The sequence below is a fragment of the Streptomyces sp. NPDC031466 genome (genome assembly GCF_055581265.1).
Genome location: NZ_JBVIJT010000002.1, coordinates 541,161 through 566,715, shown reverse-complemented (window position 1 = coordinate 566,715; position 25,555 = coordinate 541,161). Strand labels below are relative to the sequence as shown.

Annotated in this window: 22 protein-coding genes; 8 read left to right on the top strand and 14 right to left on the bottom strand. The window is 72.7% G+C overall.

What is annotated here, in order from left to right; all coding sequences use genetic code 11:
* Window positions 1–237 precede the first annotated feature (237 nt).
* From ACZ5GP_RS05375 to ACZ5GP_RS05360, 4 genes are all read left to right on the top strand, one after another.
* Window positions 238–1,224 (top strand): metallophosphoesterase family protein, encoded by a 987-nt coding sequence (locus ACZ5GP_RS05375; protein WP_468749497.1) that lies wholly within the window; start codon window positions 238–240, stop codon window positions 1,222–1,224.
* A 10-nt stretch (window positions 1,225–1,234) separates the two neighbouring features.
* Entirely contained in the window at window positions 1,235–2,503 is a 1,269-nt protein-coding gene (locus ACZ5GP_RS05370) for an MFS transporter (protein ID WP_468749496.1), read from the top strand.
* Window positions 2,500–3,519 carry a TolB-like translocation protein gene (locus tag ACZ5GP_RS05365; protein ID WP_468749495.1) on the top strand — a complete coding sequence of 340 codons (1,020 nt, stop codon included), beginning with the start codon at window positions 2,500–2,502 and terminating at the stop codon, window positions 3,517–3,519. Before ACZ5GP_RS05370 ends, ACZ5GP_RS05365 begins: the two co-directional genes overlap by 4 nt.
* A 107-nt stretch (window positions 3,520–3,626) precedes the next feature.
* A complete protein-coding gene (locus ACZ5GP_RS05360; protein ID WP_468749494.1) occupies window positions 3,627–4,079 on the top strand; it encodes a GNAT family N-acetyltransferase in 453 nt (150 codons plus the stop codon).
* Here the strand turns inward: ACZ5GP_RS05360 and ACZ5GP_RS05355 are convergent.
* The 5 genes from ACZ5GP_RS05355 to ACZ5GP_RS05335 all read right to left on the bottom strand — a co-directional run bounded on the left by ACZ5GP_RS05355 (window position 4,076) and on the right by ACZ5GP_RS05335 (window position 9,859).
* A complete protein-coding gene (locus tag ACZ5GP_RS05355) occupies window positions 4,076–5,074 on the bottom strand; it encodes a glycoside hydrolase family 6 protein (protein WP_468749493.1) in 999 nt (332 codons plus the stop codon). The genes ACZ5GP_RS05360 and ACZ5GP_RS05355 overlap by 4 nt on opposite strands.
* Window positions 5,075–5,299: 225 nt before the next feature.
* Window positions 5,300–6,253, bottom strand: coding sequence for a prolyl aminopeptidase (gene pip / locus ACZ5GP_RS05350; RefSeq protein WP_468749492.1), 954 nt, complete (start codon window positions 6,251–6,253; stop codon window positions 5,300–5,302).
* Window positions 6,254–6,278: 25 nt separating this feature from the next.
* Complete coding sequence (locus ACZ5GP_RS05345; protein ID WP_468749491.1) at window positions 6,279–7,469, bottom strand: MFS transporter; 1,191 nt, start codon at window positions 7,467–7,469, stop codon at window positions 6,279–6,281.
* A 33-nt stretch (window positions 7,470–7,502) separates the two neighbouring features.
* Window positions 7,503–8,225 carry a uracil-DNA glycosylase gene (locus tag ACZ5GP_RS05340; protein ID WP_358588002.1) on the bottom strand — a complete coding sequence of 241 codons (723 nt, stop codon included), beginning with the start codon at window positions 8,223–8,225 and terminating at the stop codon, window positions 7,503–7,505.
* Between the two features lie 68 nt (window positions 8,226–8,293).
* Window positions 8,294–9,859, bottom strand: coding sequence for a YfcC family protein (locus ACZ5GP_RS05335; protein ID WP_468749490.1), 1,566 nt, complete (start codon window positions 9,857–9,859; stop codon window positions 8,294–8,296).
* 143 nt (window positions 9,860–10,002) lie between these two features.
* On the opposite strand from ACZ5GP_RS05335, the gene ACZ5GP_RS05330 reads away from it, so the two are divergent.
* Entirely contained in the window at window positions 10,003–10,500 is a 498-nt protein-coding gene (locus tag ACZ5GP_RS05330; protein WP_468749489.1) for an RNA-binding S4 domain-containing protein, read from the top strand.
* A gap of 48 nt (window positions 10,501–10,548) precedes the next feature.
* On the opposite strand, the gene ACZ5GP_RS05325 is transcribed toward ACZ5GP_RS05330, so the two are convergent.
* Window positions 10,549–10,974, bottom strand: coding sequence for a DoxX family protein (locus ACZ5GP_RS05325; protein WP_468749488.1), 426 nt, complete (start codon window positions 10,972–10,974; stop codon window positions 10,549–10,551).
* A 208-nt stretch (window positions 10,975–11,182) separates the two neighbouring features.
* Here ACZ5GP_RS05325 and ACZ5GP_RS05320 point away from each other — a divergent pair, with 208 nt between their 5' ends.
* Window positions 11,183–11,455, top strand: coding sequence for a DUF6343 family protein (locus ACZ5GP_RS05320; RefSeq protein WP_468749487.1), 273 nt, complete (start codon window positions 11,183–11,185; stop codon window positions 11,453–11,455).
* Window positions 11,456–11,519: 64 nt separating this feature from the next.
* On the opposite strand, the gene ACZ5GP_RS05315 is transcribed toward ACZ5GP_RS05320, so the two are convergent.
* The 4 genes from ACZ5GP_RS05315 to rpsA all read right to left on the bottom strand — a co-directional run bounded on the left by ACZ5GP_RS05315 (window position 11,520) and on the right by rpsA (window position 15,283).
* Window positions 11,520–11,888, bottom strand: coding sequence for a tetratricopeptide repeat protein (locus tag ACZ5GP_RS05315; protein WP_358588024.1), 369 nt, complete (start codon window positions 11,886–11,888; stop codon window positions 11,520–11,522).
* A 133-nt stretch (window positions 11,889–12,021) separates the two neighbouring features.
* A complete protein-coding gene (gene coaE / locus ACZ5GP_RS05310; RefSeq protein ID WP_468749486.1) occupies window positions 12,022–12,621 on the bottom strand; it encodes a dephospho-CoA kinase in 600 nt (199 codons plus the stop codon).
* Between the two features lie 23 nt (window positions 12,622–12,644).
* Entirely contained in the window at window positions 12,645–13,583 is a 939-nt protein-coding gene (locus ACZ5GP_RS05305; RefSeq protein ID WP_468749485.1) for a PAC2 family protein, read from the bottom strand.
* A gap of 188 nt (window positions 13,584–13,771) precedes the next feature.
* A complete protein-coding gene (gene rpsA / locus ACZ5GP_RS05300; protein WP_365356675.1) occupies window positions 13,772–15,283 on the bottom strand; it encodes a 30S ribosomal protein S1 in 1,512 nt (503 codons plus the stop codon).
* Between the two features lie 354 nt (window positions 15,284–15,637).
* Here rpsA and ACZ5GP_RS05295 point away from each other — a divergent pair, with 354 nt between their 5' ends.
* Together ACZ5GP_RS05295 and hrpB are read left to right on the top strand one after the other, a co-directional pair.
* On the top strand, window positions 15,638–16,459 hold the full coding sequence (locus tag ACZ5GP_RS05295) for a class I SAM-dependent methyltransferase (RefSeq protein ID WP_468749484.1): 822 nt from the start codon (window positions 15,638–15,640) through the stop codon (window positions 16,457–16,459).
* 4 nt (window positions 16,460–16,463) lie between these two features.
* Window positions 16,464–19,034, top strand: a complete 2,571-nt coding sequence (gene hrpB / locus ACZ5GP_RS05290) for an ATP-dependent helicase HrpB (RefSeq protein ID WP_468749483.1) — start codon at window positions 16,464–16,466, stop codon at window positions 19,032–19,034.
* A 27-nt stretch (window positions 19,035–19,061) separates the two neighbouring features.
* Here hrpB and pgfA read toward each other — a convergent pair whose 3' ends face one another.
* The 4 genes from pgfA to polA form a co-directional block, all read right to left on the bottom strand.
* Window positions 19,062–20,060, bottom strand: a complete 999-nt coding sequence (gene pgfA, locus ACZ5GP_RS05285; protein ID WP_468749482.1) for a cell envelope lipid trafficking protein PgfA — start codon at window positions 20,058–20,060, stop codon at window positions 19,062–19,064.
* A 19-nt stretch (window positions 20,061–20,079) separates the two neighbouring features.
* Window positions 20,080–20,214, bottom strand: a complete 135-nt coding sequence (locus ACZ5GP_RS05280; RefSeq protein WP_468749481.1) for an SPW_0924 family protein — start codon at window positions 20,212–20,214, stop codon at window positions 20,080–20,082.
* A 209-nt stretch (window positions 20,215–20,423) separates the two neighbouring features.
* Window positions 20,424–22,196 (bottom strand): lytic transglycosylase domain-containing protein, encoded by a 1,773-nt coding sequence (locus ACZ5GP_RS05275; protein WP_468749480.1) that lies wholly within the window; start codon window positions 22,194–22,196, stop codon window positions 20,424–20,426.
* Between the two features lie 541 nt (window positions 22,197–22,737).
* Complete coding sequence (gene polA, locus ACZ5GP_RS05270; RefSeq protein WP_468749479.1) at window positions 22,738–25,491, bottom strand: DNA polymerase I; 2,754 nt, start codon at window positions 25,489–25,491, stop codon at window positions 22,738–22,740.
* Window positions 25,492–25,555: the final 64 nt, after the last annotated feature.

Here is a 25,555-nt window from a genome sequence, read left to right as displayed (position 1 = left end):
CCACCGGCCCCCTGCTTTCGCCACCCTAGGCGAGACCACTGACAACCCGGCCGGGTGTCCGCCGGGCCACCCGTGCGGCGCAGCCCGACGCCCCTTGAAGGCCGCTCAACCGCCCCCTCCCCGCACTGGAAGGAAAGTTTCCTAACAATTACCGCTCAAGTCATTGACGCGCACATGCCCTGTCGCCAGGATTCCCCGAGACGGCCCGGCACCCCCACGCCAACCGAGGAGACGGACATGTCGTCCACCCCCCGCATCACCCCCACCCGCACGCTCAACGACCGCTCCCACAGGGCACGTTGGGGCATCCCCGTCGCCATGGGAGCCTCGCTCGCCCTCGTCGGCGGCGTGCTGCTCTGGTCCCCGGCAGAGAAGGCCGAGGCCGACGCCGCCACGGCCGCCTCCCCCGCCGCCGGGCCCCGCGCCGGCTTCACCGCGGTCGCCGCCGGTGACATCGCCGAGCAGTGCACCGCGAGCAGCAGCAGCTGCAAGCACCCCAAGACGGCGGCCCTGGTCAAGCAGATCAACCCGTCCTTCGTGATGACCATGGGCGACAACCAGTACGACGACGCGCGCCTGAAGGACTACAAGAACTACTACGACAAGACCTGGGGCGCCTTCAAGAGCAGGACCCGTCCCGTCCCGGGCAACCACGAGACGTACGACCCGGCCGGCCCGCTCAAGGGCTACAAGTCCTACTTCGGGTCCATCGCCTACCCGGACGGCAAGAGCTACTACAGCTTCGACCAGGACAACTGGCACTTCATCGCCCTCGACTCCAACAGCTTCGACGACGAGGACCAGATCGACTGGCTCAAGGACGACCTCGCCGCCAACTCCAAGAAGTGCGTGGCCGCGTACTGGCACCACCCGCTCTTCTCCTCCGGTGAGCACGGCAACGACCCCGTGGGCCGCCCGGTGTGGAAGCTGCTGCAGCAGCACAAGGCCGAGTTGGTGCTCAACGGCCACGACCACCACTACGAGCGGTTCGCGCCGCAGAACGCGGACGGCAAGGCGGACCCTAACGGCATCGTCGAGCTGCTCGGCGGCATGGGCGGGGCCCACCCGTACGACATCGAGGAGGTGCAGCCCAACAGCCAGAAGCGGATCACCAAGACCTTCGGTGTCGTCAAGCTGAACTTCACCGACACCGGGTTCTCCTGGAACCTCGTCGCCACGGACGGCTCGACGAAGGACACCAGCCCTTCGTACACCTGCCGCTGAGACGCGTGCCATGTACCTGGCCACCACCGACGCGGTCGCCAAGGCCTCGGAGAAGTCCGGGGCCCGGCGCGGCCGCGTCGCCGGACCCGTCCTCGCACTCGGCGCGGTCAGCCTGGTCACGGACATCTCCTCCGAGATGGTCACCGCCGTCCTGCCGCTCTACTTCATCCTCCAACTCGGTCTCTCGCCGCTGCAGTTCGGCTTCCTCGACGGCCTCTACAACGGCGTGACCGCGCTGGTGCGCCTGGTCGGCGGGTACGCCGCCGACCGGGGCGGGCGGCACAAGCTCGTCGCCGGGAGCGGCTACGCCCTCTCCGCGCTCTCCCGGCTCGGCCTGCTCCTCGCGGGCGGCGCCACCGCCGGCATCGGCGCGGCGCTCGCCGCCGACCGGATCGGCAAGGGGGTGCGGACCGCGCCGCGCGACGCGCTCATCTCGCTGAGCAGCCCGCCCGACGCGCTCGGCCGCGCCTTCGGCGTGCACCGGGCGATGGACACCACGGGCGCGCTGCTCGGGCCGCTGGCCGCGTTCGCGCTGCTGTGGGCGACCGCGGACGCCTACGACGCCGTGTTCGTCGTCAGCTTCTGCTTCGGGCTGCTCGGGGTGCTGACGCTGGTCGCGTTCGTGCCCGGTCACCGGGAGCAGGCGGCCTCGGGGCCGGCGAACCCGCGAAGGGCGGCCGGACCGGCTCCGCCGCGCGCCAAGGTGCTCGACCTGCTCCGCGTCCCCGCCTTCCGGCGCGTCCTGTTCGCCGCCTCGCTGCTCGGCGCGGCCACCATCGGCGACGCGTTCCTCTATCTGCTCCTCCAGCGGCGGCTCGACTTCGCCGTGTCGTGGTTCCCGCTGCTCCCGCTGGGCGCCGCCGCGGTCTATCTGCTGCTCGCCGTACCGGCGGGACGGCTCGCCGACCGCGTCGGGCGCCGCGTGCCCTTCCTCGCCGGGCACGTGGCGCTCCTCGGCGGGTACGTCCTGCTGCTCGCGCCCACCGACGGCCGGCCGCTCCTCATCGGCGTACTGCTCCTCCTCGGCGTCTTCTACGCCGCCACCGACGGCGTCCTCATGGCCCTGGCCGCACCGTTCGTGCCGGGTGAGCGCCGCGCCTGCGGGATGGCCGTGCTCCAGACCGGACAGGCCCTCGCCCGGCTGGCCGCCGCCGCCGGATTCGGCGCGGCCTGGACGCTGTGGGGCGTCGGGCCGGCGCTGACCTGCGCGGTGATCGCCCTGGCGGCGGCGCTCGCGGGGGCGGCCGTGCTGCTCCCCCGTACCGAAAGGTGCTCATGACCGTGTCCGCTCCCCTCACCCGGCGTTCGCCGCGCTCCCGGATCGTCGCGGTCGCCGTGGTCGCCACTGTCCTCGTGGGCGTCGCCGTCGCGTACACCCTGCACGCGGCGCAGCGCGCCCGGTCCGCCGACACCACATCGGCGTTCGGCCTGGACTCGGGGCAGCTCTACTTCCGGAGCACCGAGGCGGGTGCGGGCCGTGTCGCCCGTCTCCCCGCGTCCGGCGCGGCGCCCCGCAAGGACGCCCGCACCACCGGCGGCCCGTCCTGCGAACGGTTCTACGCCGCCGCCCGCACCGGCCTGTGCCTGCAGCGCCGCTCCGGGATACCGCCCAAGGCGTACGCGGTCGTCCTCGACGCGCGGCTGCGCGAGAAGCGCCGCATCGCGCTGACCGGCATCCCCAACCGGGCCCGCGTCTCCGCGTCGGGCCGGATGCTGTCCTGGACGATGTTCGCCACCGGTGACTCCTACGCGGGCTCCTCCTTCTCCACCCGCACCTCGATCCTGGACACCCGCACCGGCTACCTCATCAAGAACATGGAGGAGATCCCGCTGACCCTGCACGGCCGCCGCTACCACGCCCCCGACGTCAACTACTGGGGCGTGACCTTCGCCGAGGACGACAACCGCTTCTACGCGACCGTCTCGACCAAGGGCCGGACCTACCTCGTGCGGGGCGACATGCGGAAGTGGGCGGCCACCGCGCTGCGCGAGAACGTCGAATGCCCCTCCCTCTCCCCCGACAACACCCGCCTCGCCTTCAAGAAGCGCGTACGGGAGGGGACTTCGGACCCGTGGCGGCTGTACGTCCTCGATCTTCGTACGATGCGCGAACACCCGGTCGCCGAGCGGCGGAACGTCGACGACCAGGCCGCCTGGCTGGACGACGACACCCTCGCGTACGCGCTGCCGGGCCAGGACGGACGGAAGTCGGACATCTGGTCGGCACCGGCCGACGGCTCGGGGAAGGCCGCTCTGCGGGTGCCGGGCGGGAGTTCACCGGCGGCGGTGCGCTGAGCCGACGTGGCCCGGGTGCGGTGGGCGTCCCTCGGGGCGCGGGCGGCCCTCGACGGCGCGGATAAAAGGGGATGCGGCGCGCCCCCGGGCTCGCACATGATCGCTGCATGACCACCCCGATCGACCTGCGCCCGGCCACCGAGTCCGACGCCGCCGCCGTCACCGACGTCTACCTGCGCTCCTACGACGCGGCGCTGCCGACCGTGCGGCGGGCGCACTCCGACGCCGAGGTGCGGGAGTTCTTCGAGTACGTCGTCGTGCCGCGCGGCGGCACCTGGCTCGCCCGGTCGGCGGGCGAGGCCGTCGGCATGATGGTCCTCGACGGGGACGAGCTGAGCCAGCTCTACCTCGCCCCCGAGTGGCGGGGGCGGGGCGTCGGCGACCGGTTCGTGGAACTGGCCAAGGAGCGCAGCCCCGAGGGGCTCTGGCTGTGGACGTTCGAGGTCAACGCCCCGGCCCGGCGGTTCTACGCCCGCCATGGCTTCACCGAGGAGGAACGCACGGACGGCTCGGCCAACGAGGAGCGCGAGCCGGACATCCGCTGCGTCTGGCGCCCCTAACTCCGCGCCCGCCGGGCGAGGCCCAACGCGTACTCCGGCCACCACTGGCCGGCCCGCGGGCCGCCCCGGCAGGTGCCGTCGGACTCGCCGGGGCGTTTGATCCACAGGAACGCGTCGAGGGCGGCGTCGCCGGTCGCGGTGGTGGGCGGGGTGCCGAGCGCGCGGTCCGGTGGATTGCACCAGGGCTCGGTGCCGACGTAGGGGCCGTTGCCGTTGCGGCTGCTGTCGACGACGAAGTGCTTGCCACCGCCCAGCGCTGCGGCGACCCGGTGCCCGTACTCCGCGCTGACCTCGTCGGTGTGGAAGTTGGAGACGTTCAGGGCGAAGCCGTCGGCCTCGTCGATGCCGGCGCTGCGCAGCGGGGCGACCAGGCGCTGCGCCTCGGGGATCCAGCCGGCGTTGCCCGCGTCGAGGTACACCTTGGTGTGCGGGCGGCTCTTGAGGCGTCGCACGGCGTGGGCCAGCAGCTCGTAGCGCTCGGCGGCGTCCGCCCCGGGGCAGCCCGCCACCATGTGGGCGACGGCGTCCGGCTCCACGATGACGTACGCGTCCGAGGTGCCGAGGCCCGAGGCGAACTCCTCGATCCAGCCGCGGTAGTGGGCCGCGTCGCGGGCGCCGCCCTCGGAGTAGGCGCCGCAGTCGCGGTGCGGGATGAAATAGGCGACGAAGACGGGGGTGCGCCCCGTGATGGCCGCCGCCTGCGCGTGGGCCCGTACGACGGCGCCGGGCGCCTCCTCGCCCGGCCACACGGCCTGGGGCCGCGTCGCGATGCGGTCGATGAGCAGGGCGTCGTCGAGACGTCCGGCCGCGCGCCACTCGGCGGCCTGCCGGGCGGCGTGGCTGGTCGGGTCGACCCAGAAGACGGGCGCCGCCCCGGGCGGGGCACCCGCCGCCGTACCACCGGTGGCGGCCGCGCCGAGGAGCAGGGCGGCGGCGACGATCAGTCGGGAGAGCGGGAATCGGGGGCGTGCGCGGCGAGAGGACGGCAAGGTCACCGGGCGGCTCCAGGCGGTCGGCGCCAGACCTGCCCGGCGCGTTCCCCGGAGTCTGCGGGCACCTCGCCCCCAGCCGCGGCCGGAACCCCTCCGGAGCCCGAAAAATCCACCCTCCCGGCGGCGTGTCCGGGACGACGGCCACCGGAGCCCGGCTCGCCTCGCCCGACCGGCGGGCGGGCCTCGACCCGGCTGGTCGGCCGGCTGACCGACCCGCTGGTCATAGCGTCAGCTCGGGCGGAATCGGTCCGCCGCCCTCGTCAGTTCCGCCGCGATCCCGCGCGCCCCCGCGTTGTGGCCCGCCTCGTCCACGAGGACCAACTCCACCTCGGGCCAGGCCCGCTGGAGGCGCCACGGGGTGCCGAGGAGGTTACCGAAGTCCAGGGTGCCCTGGACGATCACGCCCGGGATCCCCCGCAGGCAGGCGGCGTCGCGCAGCACGATCTCGTCGCCGCCCAGCCAGTGGTCGTTGGCGAAGTAGTGCGTGACGGTCCGGGCGAAACCGGCCCGGAAGGCCGCGTCCTCATAGCGGGGCACGGAACGCGGCGGCGCCGGTACGCACGCCGTCTCCCAGTCCGTCCAGGACCGCGCGGCGGCGGCCCGCACCGCCGGGTCCGGCGACTCCAGGAGCCGGTTGTAGGCGGCGGCGAGCTCCCCGTCCCGGTTCTTTTCCGGGGCGCCGTCGCGAAAGGCCCGCCACGCCTCGGGGAAGATCTTGCCGAGGCCCCGCGTCAGGAGGGCGACCTCGGCGCGGCTGCCCGTGGCGAGCCCGGTGAGGATCAGCTCCGAGACCCGGTCCGGGTGCGTCTGCGCGTACCGCAGTCCGAGCGCCGACCCGAACGACACCCCCCACACCAGCCACCGCTCGATGCCCAGCCGCCGCCGCAGCCGTTCGAGGTCGGCGATCAGATGGGGGGTCGTGTTGACGCTCATGTCGGTCGCCGGGTCGCTCGCGTGCGGCGTGGAGCGGCCGCTGCCCCGCTGGTCGAGCAGCACGATCCGGTAGGCGTCGGGGTCGAAGTACCTGCGGAAGAAGGGCGTGCAGCCGGAGCCGGGCCCGCCGTGCAGCACCACCGCTGGTTTCCCGAGCGGATTGCCGCAGGTCTCCCAGTACACCTGGTTGCCGTCGCCGACGTCGAGCATGCCGTGGTCGTAGGGTGCGAGGTCCGGATAGAGGCCCATCGCGGCACCCTAGCCGCGGGCGGTGTCAGAGCGCCTTCGTGTTGCGCATCCGCCCGTAGGCGTAGACGCACCCGGCGAGCGCGAGGTCGGACAGCAGCATGAAGCCGATGGAGTACGAGTCCTTGGCGCTGTAGATGGCGCCCATGACCAGCGGTGGGAGGAAGCCGCCGAGGCCGCCCACGGCGCCGACGATGCCGGTGACCGAGCCGACCTGCGGTTGCGGGGTGACCTGGGAGACGAGCGCGAAGACGCTGCCGCTCGCGGTGCCGAGCCCGGCGGCCATGACGAGGAAGCAGATCGTGCCGATCGGGTACAGCTTCGGGTCGAAGGCCTGTACGACGGCGAAGAGCGCGACCACCGCGAGGGCGACGGAGGTGACCGTGGCCGGGTGGATCCGGTCGGAGAGCCAGCCGCCGATGGGCCGGAAGACGACGGTGACGAGCGCGAACCCGGCCGCCTTGGTCCCGGCGTCGGTCGGCGAGAGGTCGTACCAGGTCTTCAGATACGTCGGCAGGTACACCCCGAAGGCGACGATGCCGCCGAAGCCGATGGCGTACAGCGCCGACAGCTCCCAGGTGACCCGCAGCCTGCCGGCCTGGCCGAGCCGGGTGGTGAGCGCGCTGGTGGGCACGGGCCGGTCCGGGCGGTCGGTGATGAGCAGGGCGGCGAGCACCGCGAAGGCCGCGAGGGCGATCGCCACGACGACGAAGGGCAGGTTGTCGCCGTGCTCGGCGATGCGCGGCGTGAAGTAACCGGAGAGCGCCACGCCGCCCATGCCCATGCCGAAGATACCCAGCGCGAAGCCCCTGCGGGCGGGCGGGAACCAGGAGTTGACGAGCGGGATGCCGATGGCGAACGTCGTCCCGCCGAGGCCCAGCAGGAAGCCGACGCCGAGCATCGCGAGGTAGCTGTTCCGGGCGGGGATGATCAGCAGGACCGGCACGATGGTCAGCGCCGAGACGAGCGGGAACATCAGCCGGGCCCCGTAGCGGTCGGTGAGGGCGCCGACCGGCACACGGCCCAGCGAGCCGACGATCACCGGCACGGCGACCAGCAGCGACTGCTCGAAGGAACTCAGCGCGAGGCGGTCCTTGAAGTCGCTGCCGAGCGGCGCCACGAGGTCCCACGCCCAGAAGGTGAGCGTGAAACCGACGGTCGCCACGGCGAGGTTGCGGTAGGCGGCCGGGGAGGGCTTGGCCGCGAGAGTCTCGTCCACGTCCTCACGCTAGGAATCACCGCCCGGCGCGGCTCACTGTGCTGGGCCATCCGGGTGCAGCCCCGCCTCGACGGCGGCCGTGCGCAACACGTCGCGCAGCATCGCGGGGGTGAGCCTGCCCGTGAAGGTGTTGCGCTGGCTGACGTGGAAGCAGCCGAACAGGTCGAGCCCCTCCCCGGTGGGGCCGCCGGGCAGCACGACGTGCGCCCCGTGGCCGAACGCCGGCCGGGGCCGCGGCACCTCCCAGCCCGCCGCCGTGAAGGCGGGCAGCGCGGCCTGCCAGCCGAAGCCGCCGAGGACGACGACCGCCTTGAGCGTCGGCGCGAGCAGCTTCAGCTCGCTCACCAGCCAAGGGCGGCAGGTGTCGCGCTCCTGCGTGGTGGGCTTGTTCTCGGGCGGGGCGCAGTGCACGGGCGAGGTGATGCGGGTGCCGTGCAGCGTCAGGCCGTCGTCGGCGCTCTCGGCGGTGGGGCGCGAGGCCAGGCCGACGTCGTACAGCGCCGGGTAGAGGAACTCGCCCGAGCGGTCGCCGGTGAACATCCGGCCCGTGCGGTTGGCGCCGTGCGCGGCGGGCGCGAGGCCGATGATCAGGAGCGAGGCGTCGTGCGGACCGAAGCCGGGCACCGGGCGGCCCCAGTACGTCCAGTCGGCGAAGGCGGCGCGTTTGGTGCGCGCGACCTCCTCGCGCCAGTCGACGAGGCGGGGGCAGGCGCGGCAGCCGGTGATCCGCTCGTCCAGTTCGCTCAGGCCGTCCATGCCCTCCACCGTACGTAACGTACGTACGGTCAGGTCAGGGCGGCCCCCAGTGCCGGACGTACGCACGGTCAGCCCAGGGCGGCCCCCAGGGCCAGGAAGCCGCAGATCAGTACGGCCAGCACGGCGAGCAGCGGCCACACGAACCGCAGGTACCGGTCGTAGCCGACCTTCGCGAGCGCGACGCCGCCGATGGTCACCGCGGTCGTCGGCACCCACAGGTTCATCCAGCCGCTGGCCGCCTGCCAGGCCGTGACGACGACGGCGCGGGGGACCCCGGCGAAGTCGGCGAGCGGGGCGAGGATCGGCATGGCGAGCGTGGCGTGGCCGGAGGTGGAGGGGATGAGGAAGGCCAGCGGCAGGTTCACGAGGAAGACGATGACCGCGAACAGCCCGGACGAAGTGCCCTTGACCACGCCCTCGATGGAGTGCAGCACGGTGTCCGTGATCTTCGAGTTGTTCATGATCGTCGTGACACCGCGGGCCAGCAGGATGACCAGGGCGGGCGAGACGAAGTCGGCCGCGCCCTGGACGATCGTCGAGCTGAGCCGCTGCTCCCCCATGCGCGCGACGAGCCCGACGAGGACGGCCGCGCACAGGAACAGGGCCGCCAACTGGGGGAAGGACCAACCCAGTTCGAATCCGTACGGGGTGGCGTCCGCGTCGCCGGTGAGCGCGCTCGACCAGGGCACCACCGAGAAGATCATGAAGGCGAAGACGAGCGCGGTGGCGACGAGCACGGCCTTGTGCAGCCCGGTCAGTCGCGGCACCTCAGCCGGGCCGGCGGCGCCCCGCTCGCGATCGCGGTCGTCGTGGTCGCCCGGCAGGAAGCCGGACAGGGACCGCTCCGGGTCGCGCTGGACGCGCCGGGCGTAGCGGATGACGTACGCGACCGTGACGCCGGTCAGGACGATCCACATGGCGCAGCGCAGCACGATGCCGTCGCCCAGCGAGATGCCGGCGGCGGAGGAGGCGACGCCCGTCGCGAAGGGGTTCACCGTCGAGCACAGGACTCCGACGCCCGCGCCGAGGATGATGACGCCGACAGCGGCCATCCGGTCGTAGCCGAGGGCGAGCATCAGCGGCACGATCAGCCCGTAGAAGCCGAGCGTCTCCTCGGCGAAGCCCTCGACGGTGCCGAGGACGGAGAAGACGACCATGACGCCGGCGATGAGCAGCGCCCCGCGCTCGCGCAGCCGGTGCGCGAGCCGGCCGATGCCGCGGTCCAGCGCCCCGGTCGCGAAGACGACGGTGATGAAGGCGCCGATGGCGAGCACGAAGAGGAACACGCCCGCGCTGCCGTACAGCGAGCCGGCGTTGTCGGGCGCGACCAGCGAGGTCTTCTCGTCCTGGATGCCGTAGAGGCCGTTGACGGGAGAGAGGAACAGGTCGCTCAGGCGGTCGACGAAGGACTGCCCGGAGCCCACCCGGTGATAGGTGCCCTGCACGGGGGCGCCGGAGTCGCCCCGGTCGTACTGCCCGGAGGGGACGAGGAAGGCGAGGAGCCAGACGGCGACGGTGACGACGGCGAGGACGGTCAGCGCGCTGGGGAAGGTGAACTTCCGCCGCCCGCGCTTCCCCGAGGGGCCTTCGGCCGGGTCCCCGCCGACCGGCGTCTTGGCTTCGAAGGACGGCATGGGCAGCACCCCTGGGAGTCGTACGACACATCCGGACCGTTTTGTCGCTGTTGATCCGGATTATCGGCGGCGGGGCTCAGCGGTTTCCGGACGGCTCGCCGGGAGCCGGACATGGCACGCGGAAGCCGGACTAAGGTCGGGGCATGGCTTCGGAGACTTCAGGAGGCGGCACGGACCGCACGCCGGACGACGCCGGTACGGGCAGCGCCACGGCGACGAGCGCCCCCGCGGAAGAGTCGGGCGCCCGCGCGAAGGAGACCCCGGCGGGCGGGGGCTCGGTGCGCGTCGACAGCTGGATCTGGTCCGTCCGCCTCGTCAAGACACGCTCGATGGGCGCCGCCGCCTGCAAGGGCGGCCATGTGCGGGTCAACGGCGACCGCGTCAAGCCCGCGTACGGCGTGCGCGTGGGCGACGAGGTGCGGCTGCGGCAGGCGGGCGGCCGGGAGCGGGTCGTCGTGGTCAAGCAACTCATCCGCAAGCGCGTCGGCGCGCCCGTCGCCGCCGAGGCGTACGTCGACAACAGCCCGCCGCCCCCGCCGCGCGAGGCCGTCGCCCCGGCCGGCATCCGCGACCGGGGCGCGGGCCGCCCCACCAAGCGGGACCGCCGCGAGATGGAACGCCTGCGGGGCGTGGAGGGCTGACACGTCGGGCGCGGGAGGCTGGCAGCGCGGGCGCGGTGGGCCGGCAGCTCAGGCGCGGAGCCGGGCGACCAACTTCGCCGTCTCCTCGCGCCGCGCCCACGCGATCCAGGCGAGGGGCACGATCAGGACCAGCGGCGTCGCCGCGTTCTCCCCGCCGAACGCCGTCACCGTCACGATGAACGCGCCGACCATCAGGCCGATGAACGCCGTCGCGGCGAGCGAGGACAGCAGCGGGAGCAGGAGCGCGACGCCGCCGAGCAGTTCGAGGGCGCCGATGGTGTACATGCCGGGCGCGCCCCAGCCGAGCTTGTCGAAGCCCTCGACGGCGGTGGGGTGCGCGATCAGCTTGGGCACGCCGCTCGCCACGGCGAAGAACACGCCGAGGACCACTTGCAGGGTGCGCAGCGTGATGCGGGCGGCGCGGCCCCGGGGAGCGGTACGGACGGCGGGGGCGGCGGTGGCGGTGGCGGCCATGGAGGTCTCCTCGATGAGCGGTCGGGCGGGCCGCCGCCCCGAAAGGCCGCGGCCCGCCGCGCTGTGCTGCTGTCACCGGTATAGACAGGCCGCCCACCGGGAACTCATCGCTCTCGCACGGACTTTCGCGAAAACGTCGATCAGTCCGTGCCGCCGCCCGTCCCAGTCCCTCACCCTTCGTCCCTCGTCCTTATCCTGGGAGGAGGAGATGACGCTCATGATGCGCACGGGCAGTGAACCCTCGACCGCACGCAGTCCCCTGCGGATGCGTTTCTGGTTCAGCGTATGGGGCCTCGTGTGGGCCGCCTTCGGGGCGGTCGCCTTCGCGCTGGCCGGGCGGGCCGGCTGGGCGGTGGCGTGCGGGGTGCTGCTGGTGGTGGTCGCGGCCGATCTGGCATGGGTGGTGCACCGCATCCGCCAGGGCCCGCACTACCAGCCGGGCCGCGACATCCCCCCGTACGACCCGCCGGACGCTTCCTGACCCGGCCGACGGGCGCGGGCGAGCCGTACCAGGGAGGGTCCGCCAGGCCGCTCCGCGAGGCCGGTCAGCCCCGCTCGTCGAAGCGGGCCGCCGCCAGATAGTCGGGCTGGGGGTCCAGGGCCGCCGCGAGACGGAAGTGGCGCCGCGCCTGATCGGGGCGAGCGCCGCGCTCATAGGTGCGGGCCAGCGCGAAATGCGCGAAGGCGTTGTCCGGCTCGCGCTCCAGCACGATGCTGAACTCCAGCTCGGCGGCGCGCAGCTGCGCGGCGGCGAAGAAGGCGCGCGCCCGCAGCAGCCGGGCCGCGGTGTTCTCCGGGTGGGCGGCGATGACCGTGTCGAGCAGCTTCACCGCGCCACGGGGGTCCCGGGCGGCCAGGAGCTGCTCCGCCGCGCGGAAGTCGATGACATGGGTCTCGGGGGTCGTGTCGGGCACGCTGGGCTCCTTCCCTCGCATCCCTGTCTCAACGCCCGCCGCAGCCGCCCCTATTCCGCGCCGGGGCGGCCGTGCGGACACCCCGGGCGGAGGCCGTGCGGACACCCCGGCGGAAGCGGGACGTTCTCCGGTCCTACGCCCGCGCCCCGCGCACGAGGTCCGCCCACACCGCCTCGACGCGCTCCCGCAGCCCCTCAAGCGGGCCGTCGTTGTCGATCACGACGTCCGCGATCTCCAGCCGCTTCTCGCGGGTGGCCTGCGCGGCCATCCGCGCGCGGGCGTCCTCCTCGCTCATGCCGCGCAGCCGTACGAGGCGCTCCAGCTGGGTCTCGGGGCTCGCGTCCACCACGACCACGACGTCGTACAGCGGCGCGAGGCCGTTCTCCGTGAGCAGCGGCACGTCGTGGACGACGACCGCGTCCGGCGGCGCGGAGCGTTCCAGCTCGGCGGAGCGGGCGCCGACCAGGGGGTGCACGATCGAGTTGAGGACGGCCAGCTGCTGCGGATCGGCGAAGACGAGCGCGCCGAGCGCGGGCCGGTCCAGTGAGCCGTCCGGCGCGAGGATCCCGCGTCCGAAGGCCTCGACCACGGCCGCCAGGCCGGGCGTTCCGGGCGCCACGACCTCGCGCGCGATCTTGTCGGCGTCGATCAGCACCGCACCGGACGCGACGAGCAGCCGCGAGACTTCACTCTTGCCGGCGCCGATTCCGCCGGTCAGACCCACTTTCAGCATGACCGGCAGCTTAGGGCCCGCACCTACGCCTCGCCCTCCCGCTCGGCGAGAAAGCGTTCGAATTCACGGCCGATCTCGTCGGCGGACGGGATGTCGGCCGGTTCGGCCAACATGTTGCCCCGCTCCTGGGCTCCCGCCGCCGCGTCGTACTGATGCTCGAGGCCCTGGATGAGGGCGACCAGCTCCTCGTCGCCCTCCTGGATCTGCCGGTCGATCTCGGTCTGCGTGCGGTGCGCCTCGGTGCGCAGGCCGTGCGCGACGCCGGGCAGCACCAGGCCGGTGGCGGCGGTGATCGCCTCCAGGACCGTGAGGGCCGCGTCGGGGTAGGCGGAGCGCGCGATGTAGTGCGGCACGTGCGCGGCGACACCCAGTACGTCGTGACCGGCCTCCAGCAGGCGGTACTCGACCAGGGAGGCCGCGCTGCCCGGCACCTGCGCCTCGTCGAACGGGCTGCGGTGGCCCGGCACCAGGTCCGTGCGGTTGCCGTGCGGGGTCAGGCCGACGGGGCGGGTGTGCGGCACGCCCATGGGGATGCCGTGGAAGTTCACCGAGAGGCGCACGCCGAGCCGCTCCACGATCTGCTGGACGGCGGCCGCGAAGCGCTCCCACTCGACGTCCGGCTCGGGGCCCGACAGCAGCAGGAAGGGCGCGCCGGTGGCGTCCTGGACGAGGCGGACGTCGAGCGTCGGCACCTCGTAGTCCGTCCAGCGGTCGCGGCGGAAGGTGAGCAGGGGGCGGCGGGCGCGGTAGTCCACGAGCCGGTCGTGGTCGAACCGGGCCACCACCTGTCCGGGAAGGCTGTCCGTGAGCCGCTCGACGATCTGCTCGCCGGTCTCGCCCGCGTCGATGTATCCGTCGAAGTGGTAGAGCATGACCAGTCCGGCCGACTCCTGGGCGAGCGCCATGTCGACGACGGCGAGGCCCTTCGGCTCCCATGCGTACAAACCCTGCGGATCAAGCACTGTGACCGCTCCTCCTCGTGTTCGTAACGGAGAACGCACACAGGGCCACGGGCATTCCCGCGTTCACACTCCTTCGCGGGAGCACCCGTCAGGGGCGCGACCAACAGCCGCCGCACAGCACTGCGGGCCCGCACTCCCGAAGGAGTGCGGGCCCGCAGTGTTCAGCTACTACCGCCTAGAGGCGAGCCTCAGCTCTGGCCGCCGGCGAGCTTCTCGCGCAGCGCGGCGAGCGCCTCGTCCGAAGCCAGCGCGCCGGAGTTGTCGTCCGACTCCGAGGAGTACGAACCGCCGCCGCCACCGCTGGACGCGGCCGGAGCGGCGCCGGCCGGAGCCGCCGCACCCTCGGCCTCGGCCTGGGCGTCGGCCTCGCGGGACTTGATGACCTGAGCCTGGTGCTGCTCGAAGCGCGTCTGCGCCTCGGCGTACTGGGTCTCCCAGGCCTCGCGCTGGGTCTCGTAGCCCTCGAGCCAGTCGTTGGTCTCGGGGTCGAAGCCCTCGGGGTAGATGTAGTTGCCCTGGTCGTCGTAGGACGCGGCCATGCCGTACAGGGTCGGGTCGAACTCGACGGCCGACGGGTCGGCGCCGAAGGACTCGTTGGCCTGCTTCAGCGACAGCGAGATCCGGCGACGCTCGAGGTCGATGTCGATGACCTTGACGAAGATCTCGTCGTTGACCTGGACGACCTGCTCCGGGATCTCCACGTGGCGCTCGGCCAGCTCGGAGATGTGGACCAGGCCCTCGATGCCCTCGTCGACGCGCACGAACGCACCGAACGGAACGAGCTTGGTGACCTTACCGGGAACGACCTGCCCGATCTGGTGCGTGCGGGCGAACTGCTGCCACGGGTCTTCCTGCGTCGCCTTGAGCGACAGGGAGACACGCTCGCGGTCCATGTCCACGTCGAGAACCTCGACGGTGACTTCCTGACCGACCTCGACGACCTCGGAGGGGTGGTCGATGTGCTTCCAGGAAAGCTCGGAGACGTGGACGAGACCGTCGACGCCGCCGAGGTCCACGAACGCACCGAAGTTGACGATCGAGGAGACGACGCCGGAGCGGACCTGGCCCTTCTGCAGGGTCGTGAGGAAGGTCTGGCGGACCTCGCTCTGGGTCTGCTCCAGCCAGGCACGGCGGGACAGGACCACGTTGTTGCGGTTCTTGTCCAGCTCGATGATCTTGGCCTCGAGCTCCTTGCCCACGTAGGGCTGGAGGTCGCGGACACGACGCATCTCGACCAGGGAGGCCGGCAGGAAGCCACGGAGGCCGATGTCGAGGATGAGACCACCCTTGACGACCTCGATGACGGTACCGGTGACGATCCCGTCCTCTTCCTTGATCTTCTCGATCGTGCCCCAGGCACGCTCGTACTGAGCGCGCTTCTTGGACAGGATGAGACGGCCTTCCTTGTCCTCCTTCTGGAGAACAAGGGCCTCGATCTCGTCGCCGACCTTGACGACCTCGTTCGGGTCGACGTCGTGCTTGATCGAGAGCTCGCGGCTCGGGATAACGCCTTCGGTCTTGTAACCGATGTCGAGCAGGACCTCGTCCCGGTCGACCTTCACGATGACGCCGTCGACGATGTCGCCGTCGTTGAAGTACTTGATCGTCTCGTCGATCGCGGCGAGGAAGGCTTCCTCGTTACCGATGTCGTTGACCGCTACCTGCGGGGTGGTGGCGGTGGTCTCGGTGCTGCTCGTCATGTGGGTTAGGGCTCCGGTACGGACATTGAAGTCGTAGGTACTGCAACGCCGGGAGCCGATTTCGCTCTGCAGAAGCCGGACAGCCAAGGAAGCGCGGCTTCCGGCAAGGGAAGGCGCCTCGACAACCGAGGGGACATACAACAGACGCGAGCGCAGCCTGCTAGGTCTGAGGAGCGCAGGCTCGCAGCGCAACTTGTAGCATACGGGGGCGGCCGGACAGGGTCAATGCGCGAAGGCGTACACCCGGGGCGGAACGCCGCATACCCGGCACAAAACCTGTCACCTGAGGCCACAGCGGCCGCACGGCGCCCCCTTCGCGACGAGACGCGACGCGGGATACGGAAGATTACGACGATGGAGCCGATCATCCAAGAGTCCGAGCTGCCCGAACCCGAGGCCACCCGCCGTGACGCGAACGTCACGGAGAGCAGTCGCGCCAACCGCTCCTGGTGGGACCGGAACGCCGACGAGTACCAGAACGAGCACGGCACCTTCCTCGGGGACGACCGCTTCGTGTGGGGACCCGAGGGACTCGACGAGGTGGAGGCGGAGCTGCTCGGCCCGCCGGAGGACCTCAAGGGCAAGGACGTCCTGGAGATCGGCGCCGGCGCCGCCCAGTGCTCGCGCTGGCTCGTGTCGCAGGGCGCGCGGCCCGTCGCCCTCGACCTCTCGCACCGCCAGCTCCAGCACGCGCTGCGGATCGGCGGCTCGGTGCCGCTCGTCCAGGCCGACGCGGGAGTGCTGCCCTTCAAGGACGCCTCCTTCGACCTGGCCTGCTCCGCCTACGGGGCGATGCCGTTCGTCGCCGACCCGGTGCTGGTCCTCAAGGAGGTGCACCGGGTGCTGCGGCCCAGCGGCCGTTTCGTCTTCTCCGCGACCCACCCCATCCGCTGGGCGTTCCCGGACGAGCCCGGCCCGGAGGGGCTCACCGTGGCGGCCTCCTACTTCGACCGCACTCCCTATGTGGAGCAGGACGAGGAGGGCAACGCCGTCTACGTGGAGCACCACAGGACGATCGGCGACCGGGTGCGGGACATCGTGGCAGGCGGTTTCCGCCTCGTGGACATCGTGGAGCCGCAGTGGCCCGCCTGGAACACCCAGGAGTGGGGCGGCTGGTCCCCGCTGCGCGGAAACCTGATCCCGGGGACGGCCATCTACGTCTGCGTACGAGACTGAGCGGGTGATCCACGACCCCGCCGGCCCCGCCGCCCTGAACCTGCCCGTACGCGACGCGCTGCCCCGCCTCTCCTCCGCTCTGGAGGGGCCGGGCAGCGCCGTGCTGTGCGCGCCGCCCGGCACGGGCAAGACGACCCTGGTGCCGCTGGCGCTCGCGGGCCTGATCGACGTGCCGGGCGCCTTCGAGGGCGTACGCCGGGTCGTCGTCGCCGAGCCGCGGCGCATCGCCGCGCGGGCCGCCGCCCGGCGGATGGCGTGGCTGCTCGGCGAGAAGGTGGGCCAGAGCGTCGGCTACACGGTGCGTGGGGAGCGGGTGGTGGGCCCCCACGCACGCGTGGAGGTCGTCACGACGGGTGTCCTGCTCCAGCGGCTCCAGCGGGACCAGGAGCTGGCCGGCGTGGACGTGGTGATCCTCGACGAGTGCCATGAGCGGCACCTCGACGCGGACACCGTGGCCGCCTTCCTGGTGGACGTGCGGGCGGCCCTGCGGCCCGAGCTGCGGCTGGTGGCCGCGTCCGCGACGACCGACGCCGAGGGGTGGGCGAGGGTCCTCGGGAACGCGCCGGTGGTGGAGGCGCGCGGGACCGCGCACCCCGTGGAGGTCGTGTGGGCGCCGCCCGCCCGGCCGGTGCGGCCCCCGCACGGGATGCGGGTCGACCCGGCGCTGCTCACGCATGTGGCGTCGGTGGTGCGGCGGGCGCTGGCCGAACGGGACGGGGACGTCCTGTGCTTCCTGCCCGGCGTCGGGGAGATCGCGCGCGTGGCCGGGCAGCTGGGCGCCCTCGGCGACGTGGAGGTGCTCCAGGTGCACGGGCGGGCGCCGGCCGCCGTGCAGGACGCGGTCCTCGCCGGGTCGCCGGGGCGGCGGGTCGTGCTCGCCACGTCCGTGGCCGAGTCGTCGTTGACGGTGCCCGGGGTGCGGGTGGTCGTGGACGCGGGCCTCGCGCGCGAGCCGCGGGTCGACCACGCGCGCGGGCTGAGCGCGCTGGCGACCGTGCGGGCCTCGCAGGCCGCGGGGCGGCAGCGGGCGGGCCGGGCCGGGCGGGAGGCGCCGGGGGCCGTGTACCGGTGCTGGGCGGAGGCCGAGGACCAGCGGCTGCCCCGCTTCCCCGCTCCGGAGATCAAGCTGGCGGACCTCGCCTCGTTCGCCCTGCAAGTGGCGTGCTGGGGCGATCCGGACGCCTCCGGGCTCGCCCTCCTCGACCCTCCGCCGGGTGGCGCGATGGCGGCGGCGCGCGAGGTCCTGACGGCGGTCGGCGCGGTGGACGGGGCCACGGGCCGGGTGAGCGCGCGGGGCACGCGGATGGCGCGGGTGGGCCTGCATCCCCGGCTGGCGCGGGCGCTGCTGGACGCCGTGCCGCGGGTGGGCGCGCGGCGGGCCGCCGAGGTCGTGGCCCTCCTGAGCGAGGAGCCGCCCCGGGAGTACGGCGACGACCTCGCCGCCGCCTGGCGCTCCGCGCGGCGGGGCGGCGACGGGTACGCGGCGCGCTGGAGCACGGAGACGCGGCGCCTGGCTTCCGCGGCGGAGACCTCCGCCGGACGGAGCGCTCCGGAGGCCGCGGGCGCGTCCGACGAGAAGGCGGCCGGGATCGTCGCTGCCCTGGCGTTCCCCGAGCGGGTGGCCAGGGCGGTGGGCGGCGGGGTCTGCCTCATGGCCAACGGCACCCGCGCCGAGCTGCGGCCGGGCTCGTCGCTCGCGGGGGCCGAGTGGATCGCCGTGGCCGTGGCCGACCGGCCCGTGGACGCCGGGCACGCGCGGGTGCTGCTGGGCGCGCAGATCGACGAGGAGACGGCACGCGCCGCCGCCGCGCCGCTGCACTCGGAGCGGGACGAGGTGGCCTGGTCCGGCGGCGATCTGGTGGCGCGGCACGTGGAGCGCCTCGGGGCGCTGGAACTGGTGGTGCGGCCCCTGCGGAACCCGGACCCCGACCTCGTGCGCGAAGGGCTGCTCGCCGGGCTGCGTGCGGAGGGCACCGGGCTGCTGAAGTGGTCCCGGGGCGCCCAGGAGCTGCGGGAGCGGCTGGCGTTCCTGCACCGGCACCTGGGCGCGCCCTGGCCCGACGTGGCCGAGGACGCCCTGTACGCGCGCGTGGACGAGTGGCTGGAACCCGAGCTGTCCAAGGCGCGGCGCCGGTCCGATCTGGGCCGGATCGACGCCGGTCAGGCGCTCTCGCGGCTGCTGCCGTGGGCGACCGGCGAGGCGGTCCGGCTCGACGAGCTGGCGCCGGAGCGCCTTGAGGTGCCGAGCGGGTCCAGGATCCGCCTCGACTACTCCGACCCGGACCGGCCCGTGCTGGCGGTGAAGCTGCAGGAGCTGTTCGGGTCGGCCGAGACCCCGCGGCTCGCGGGCGGCCGGGTGCCGGTGCTCGTCCATCTGCTGTCCCCGGCGGGGCGCCCGGCCGCCGTCACGGCCGATCTCGCCTCCTTCTGGCGCGAGGGCTACCGCGCGGTGCGGGCGGAGTTGCGCGGCCGCTATCCGAAGCACCCGTGGCCGGAGGACCCGGCGGCGGCCGAGCCGACCCGCTACACCAAGGCCCGCCAGGCGCGGCGGGACGCGGACGCCCGGAACGCCTGAGGCCTGGGTGCCCAGGTGCCCAGGTGCCTAGGCGTCGGCAGGCTGCGGGTCGGGGTCGTTCGCCGCTGTCGGGCGCGGGGTGCCCGGCCTGCGTCCGCGTGCTTCCAGCCACAGGGAGAGCGCGAGCAGGAGGAGGCCGAGGGTCAGGAAGCCCCAGGGGAGGTAGGAGGTCAGCAGGAGGACCAGGACGCGTTGCGACCTGACTTGTTCCACGGTGCTCTCGACGTAGTCCTCGCGCATCTTCACGTGCCCGGCGAAGACCGTGAGTTTGTCGCGTCCGCCGAGGAGCGAGCCGCCGCGCAGTTCGTTCTTCTGGATCTCCTCGCCGTAGACGGGGGCCCCGGTGGTCGGCTCGACCCAGAACTTGCGGACCGTGGTGTACCAGCGGGTGGTGCCCGTCTCGGCGAGGGCCTCGGGCGTGATGCCCTTGACCGGCATCGTCTTGGGGAAGGGGACCTTGGTCCAGGGGACGGTCTGCTCGAAGTAGTAGACCCGCACGCCCCGGAAGGTCCGTTCTCCTTTGTAGTGGATGGGTCGGGTGACGCGGGCCTGCGCGTCGAAGTACGCGTAGTCCCGTTTCTCCGTCAGGAAGGGCCACTTGAACTCGATGCCCTCGCGCTCGACGGGGTCCCCGTCGACCGATTCGCCGGGTGCGTGCACCGGTTCCTGGCTGTGCGCGTCGAAGATGTAGCGCTCGGGGATCTTGGAGACCATCTTGCCGTCGGAGTCCTGGACGTAGGAGAGCGCGTCCCAGACGACGACGTCGCGGTCGGCGCTCTTCTCGATCTTCTCCGAGGCCTCCACGTTGCCCTTGAGGGTCTGCACGATGGTCACTTTGTCGACCTTCTCGGCCTTCATCGAGCCGTAGTCGATGAGGGTGGGGTTCCGCGCCTCCAGGACGGCTTCCTGGTACTGGTTCGGCGGGATCTTCGCCAGGCGCGGGAAGGCGTACCAGCGCACGAGCGGGGACATGGCCGTGCAGAACACGGCGAGGGCGAGCAGGACGAGGCTGGCCTTGCGGCGCATCGCGGCGGCCTCCCTACGTCTACGGGTGTGCGGGGACGGTGGTGAGCAGCGGCTCGGGTGACGTCCCGCCGGACGGGGCGCCGATCGCGGTGATCGTCAGGACGAGGGCGAGCGCGACGGCGAGACCTGCGGCGGCGGCGATGAGGGCACGCATGCGGGGCCTTTCGGGTCGCTCGGCGGCGGCCGTAACTGATAGGCCGTCAGGCCGGGCACGGTAGCAACGCGCGGGCGAGATGAGAACACGTCGCGCGGCGCACGGCCGGGCCGCCCGCCGCACCGTCACGGTGCACGACGTGGGACCGCCCCCGCGCCATGGGTGGCGCGGGGGCGGTCCTGGGAAGCCTCGGAGGGCTCAGGGGCCGGTCAGGCGGCCGGAGTGCTCGGCGTGGCCGGGGTGGTGGGAGTCGCGGGGGCAGTCGGGGTCTCGGGGGTGGTCGGGGTGGTCGGGGTGGTGGCCGCGGCGGTCACCTTCAGCTCGACGGTGAGGGTGGCCCCGCCGACCGTGACGACGCGCAGCAGATACGTGCCCGCCGCGTCGCCCGCGTACAGCCTCGGCAGTGTCAGCAGGCCGTTCGCGTCGGTCTTCAGGCCCTTGAGGGTGCGGACCGGATTGCCGTTCGCGTCCTTGAAGAAGGGGCCCTTGTCGTTGGCCGTCGTGTCCGTCGCCGACTTGACCAGGGTGGCGCCGGCCACGACACCGGCGGCGGCCCGGCCCTTGTACGTCGCCTTGACCGCGACCCGGTCGGCGAACTCCTTGCCCTGCTCGCAGACCAGCGGCTCGTCGCCGGTCCTGGCCAGGGCGTCCGCCTGGCGCTCGGTGACCTTCGCGCCGAAGTCCAGGCCCGTCAGCGTGCGGCCCACGACCGTGGCGCGCACGGTGAACTGGCCTGCCTTCTCGCCCGCCTTGATGACCGGGGCGGTGGCGCGGCCGGTGGCGGACGTGGTCACGACGACGCTCCTCGCGCCGCCGTCGAAGCGGGCGTCCGTGTCACCGGCGATCCTGAACTTCACCTTGACCTTGGCGACGGCCGAGCCCGACTTGGCCTCCGCGCGCACCTGGACCCGCTCGGCGAAGGTCTCGCCGGCCGTCGCGGCCAGCGCGCCGGTGCCGGCGTCCTTCAGACGGGCGACCCGCTCGGCGGGCGTGGCGGGGTCGGGGTCGGGCTTGTGGCCGCCGTCGCCCGGCCTGCCGCCACCGCCGTTGCCCGGCTTGTCGGCGTTGCCGGGCCGGTAGGTGCCCGTCATGTCCCTGTTGCCGGACGTGTCCTTGGCGGAACCGGTGCTGCCGGGCGTCAGGACCGGGTTGAGACCCGGGCCCCGGCCGTCGCTGCGGTCGTCCGGCAGTACGCCCTCGCCGTCGGGGACCTCGTGGGTGCCCTGGCGGTAGTACTCCAGCCACGACAGGACCGTGTTCAGGTACTCCGTGGAGTGGTTGTAGCTGAGGATCGCCTGGTGGAGGTCGTCCTCGACCGCCAGGTCACGGTCCTTCCCGCAGAGGTAGTGGCCGGCGGCGAGCGCCGCGTCGTAGATGTTGTTGGGGTCCTTCTCGCCGTCGTTGTTGCCGTCCTGCCCCGAGGTGGCCCACGTCGAGGGGATGAACTGCATCGGGCCGACCGCGCGGTCGTGCGTGCGGTCGCCGTCGTAGGCGCCGTTGTCCGTGTCGGTGATCTTCGCGAAGCCGATGCCGTTCAGGACCGGGCCGAGGATCGGCTTGAGCGTCGTGCCGTTCGCGTCGACGCGGCCGCCGCGGGCCTGGCCCGACTCGACCTTGCCGATGGCGGCGAGCAGTTGCCAGGGGAGGTTGCAGCCGGGTTTGGTCTCGGCCAGCGCCGACTCGGCCTTCTTGTAGGCGTCCAGGACGGTGGCCGGCAGGCCCGCCTCCACGTCCTTGTCACCGCCGTTGGGGGCGAACGGCGGAACGGGGCTCTTGAGGGACGGCAGATCGGTGTAGTAGGGCGAGTCACCGGTCGCGGACCCACCCGCGGGCGGGGTGTCCGAGGCCCCCGCCGTCTGCCCGTCACGCGGTACGTCCGTCACACCCGGGGCCTGCGATGCGGCCAGCGCCGCCACGGCCGCCGCGGCCACCGCGCTGGTCACCGCCCCTCTGCGCAGTCGCCTGCCGATTACCGGCGCCATGACCGAGCCACCCCTCCCCTTATGCAGCCTGTTGCGAGCCGTCTCCGCCTCCGTACGCGGTCGCTTTCGTACGCGCGTACTCCCCGGCGGGATGGCTCTGGCGACACTACGACAACTTGCGGTGCCCGGGCACCTGTTCGTGCCCGGTTTTTACCGGTTGGCCGACAGGCCGCGACAGGGCTGTTACGCCAGGGGCCTCCGGCCGGGCGTCCGGCTCCTCGAAGTCGCCCTGCGCGCGGGCGAACCGTCCGGGGCCTTGGCCTCGTGATGCGCTCAGCGGGAGCGTCGTGGTTGCTCGCGCCGTTCCCCGCACCCCTTCAGGGCGCTCCGCCGACCCCGGGTCAGGGGCGCGAGGAACTGCGCGCCCAGTCCCCACCCAGCCGCACGAAGCGAAATCCCCCAGCCCCCAGGGGCGCGGGGAACTGCGCGACCAGCCACGTCCGACCCGCACGAGACCCAAACCGACACCCCCCCCAGGGGCGCGGGGAACTGCGCGGCCGGTCGCACTGCACGCACGACACCGATCCCCGGCCCGGGAGGGCTAGTGCGCGGCGGATTCCCAGTTCGGGCCCACGCCCACCGACACATCCAGCGGGGCCCGCAAGGCCACCGCGCCGGCCATCTCCCGGCGGACCAGCTCCTCCACCTTCGCCCGCTCCCCGGGAGCGATCTCCAGGACGATTTCGTCGTGGACCTGGAGCAGCATCCGGGAGTCGAGCCCCGCCTCGGTCAGCGCGCGGTGCACGTTCAGCATGGCGATCTTGACGATGTCGGCGGCCGTGCCCTGGATCGGGGCGTTCAGCGCCATCCGCTCGGCCATCTCGCGGCGCTGGCGGTTGTCGCTGTTGAGATCGGGGAGGTAACGCCGGCGGCCCAGCATCGTCTCCGTGTACCCCGTGGCACGCGCCTCGTCGACCGCGCGGCGCAGATAGTCCCGCACCCCGCCGAACCGCTCGAAGTACGTGTCCATCAGGGCCCGCGCCTCGCCCGCGTCGATGTTCAGCTGCTGGGAGAGGCCGAACGCGGAGAGGCCGTACGCCAAGCCGTACGACATCGCCTTGATCTTGCGCCGCATCTCCGCGTCCACGGCGTCGCGCGCCACGGAGAAGACCTGCGAGGCGACGGTGGTGTGCAGGTCCTCGCCGGAGGTGAACGCCTCCAGGAGGCCCTCGTCCTCCGAGAGGTGCGCCATCACGCGCAGTTCGATCTGACTGTAGTCCGCCGTCATCAGCGACTCGAAGCCCTCGCCGACGACGAACCCGCGGCGGATCGCCCGCCCCTCGTCGGTGCGGACCGGGATGTTCTGGAGGTTGGGGTCGGTCGAGGAGAGCCGGCCCGTGGCGGCCACCGTCTGGTTGAACGTGGTGTGGATGCGGCCGTCCGCGGCGATCGACTTGATCAGGCCCTCGACGGTGACGCGCAGCTTCGCCTGCTCGCGGTGGCGGAGCATGATGACCGGCAGTTCGTTCTCCGTCTGGGCGGCGAGCCAGGCCAGCGCGTCGGCGTCCGTGGTGTAGCCGGTCTTGGTCTTCTTCGTCTTGGGGAGGTTCAGCTCGCCGAAGAGGACTTCCTGGAGCTGCTTGGGCGAGCCGAGGTTGAACTCGTGGCCCGCCGCCGCGTGCGCCTCCTTCACGGCCTGCTGCACGGCGCCCGCGAACTGCTGCTCCATCGCCTCCAGATGGGCGCGGTCGGCCGCGATGCCGTGCCGCTCCAGGCGGGCCAGGAGCGTGGACGTCGGCAGTTCGACATCCGTCAACAGGTCGCTCGCGCCGACCTCCTGGAGCTTCTCGCCGAAGGCGGCGCCCAGGTCGAGGACGGTGCGGGCCTGCGACATCAGGTGGTCGGCCTCGGCCCGGTCGTCCTCCTCCGTGCCGAAGGCGAGCTGGCCGTCGGCGGCGGAGGCGGGCGCCAGCTCGCGGCCCAGGTACTCCAGGGAGAGCGCGTCCAGGGCGAAGGAGCGGCGGCCCGGCTTGACCAGGTACGCGGCCAGGGCGGTGTCCATGGTGACGCCGGCCACGCTCCAGCCGTGCTCGGGGAAGACCCGCATCACGGACTTGGCGTTGTGCAGGACCTTCGGCTTGTCGGGGTCGGCGATCCACGCCGCGAACGCGTTCTCGTCGGCCTCGTCCAGGGTGGTCGGGTCGAACCAGGCGGCCGCTCCGCCGGCCGCGGCGAGCGCGACCTCGGTGACGGTGCCCGAACCAAGCTGCCAGGTGTCGACCGTGGCCATGCCCAGGACCGCCTTGCCGTGCTCGGCGAGCCAGGGGGCCAGCTCGCCCGCGCCGAGCACCGCGCCGTCCAGCTCGACACCCGGCTCGGCCGGGGCCTGCTCGGCCTCCTCGGTGCCCGGGTCGACGGCGAGGAGCCGCTCGCGCAGCGAGGGGTTACGGATCTCCAGGGTGTCCAGGACCATGGCGAGCGCCGTGCGGTCGTAGGGAGCGCGCGCCAGGTCGGCGACCGTCTTGGGCAGCTCGACGTCGCGGACCATCTCGGTGAGCCGGCGGTTGAGCTTGACCGACTCCAGGTGATCGCGGAAGTTCTGCCCGGCCTTGCCCTTGACCTCGTCGGCGCGCTCGACCAGGTCGGCGAACGAACCGAACTGGTTGATCCACTTCGCGGCGGTCTTCTCGCCGACGCCGGGGATGCCCGGGAGGTTGTCCGACGGGTCGCCGCGCAGCGCCGCGAAGTCGGGGTACTGGCTGGGGGTGAGGCCGTACTTCTCCGTGACCTTCTCCGGCGTGAAACGCGTCAGCTCCGAGACGCCCTTCGTCGGATAGAGCACCGTCACGTGGTCGGTGATCAGCTGGAAGGAGTCGCGGTCACCCGTGACGATCAGCACGTCGAAGCCGGCCGCCTCCGCCTGCGTGGCGAGCGTGGCGATGACGTCGTCCGCCTCGAAGCCGTCGACGGCGAAGCGCACCGCGCGCATCGCGTCGAGCAGCTCGCCGATCAGCTCGACCTGGCCCTTGAACTCGTCCGGGGTCTTGGAACGGTTCGCCTTGTACTCCGGGAACTCCTGGGAGCGCCACGTCTTGCGGGAGACGTCGAACGCCACCGCGAAGTGCGTGGGCGCCTCGTCACGCAGGGTGTTCGCCAGCATCGAGGCGAAGCCGTAGATCGCGTTCGTCGGCTGGCCCGTCGCGGTCGTGAAATTCTCCGCGGGCAGCGCGAAGAACGCCCGGTAGGCCAGGGAGTGCCCGTCCATGAGGAGCAGGCGCGGGCGCTGCTCGCCTCCCGCCCCGCCGGCCTGGGTCGCCGCGGACTCGGACTTCTTCTTCGATGCTGTTTCTGCCACGCCCCCGATCCTGCCACGCCCCACCGACAGTCCCGTCCCGTCCCGGCCCTCGGCCGGGCATTGT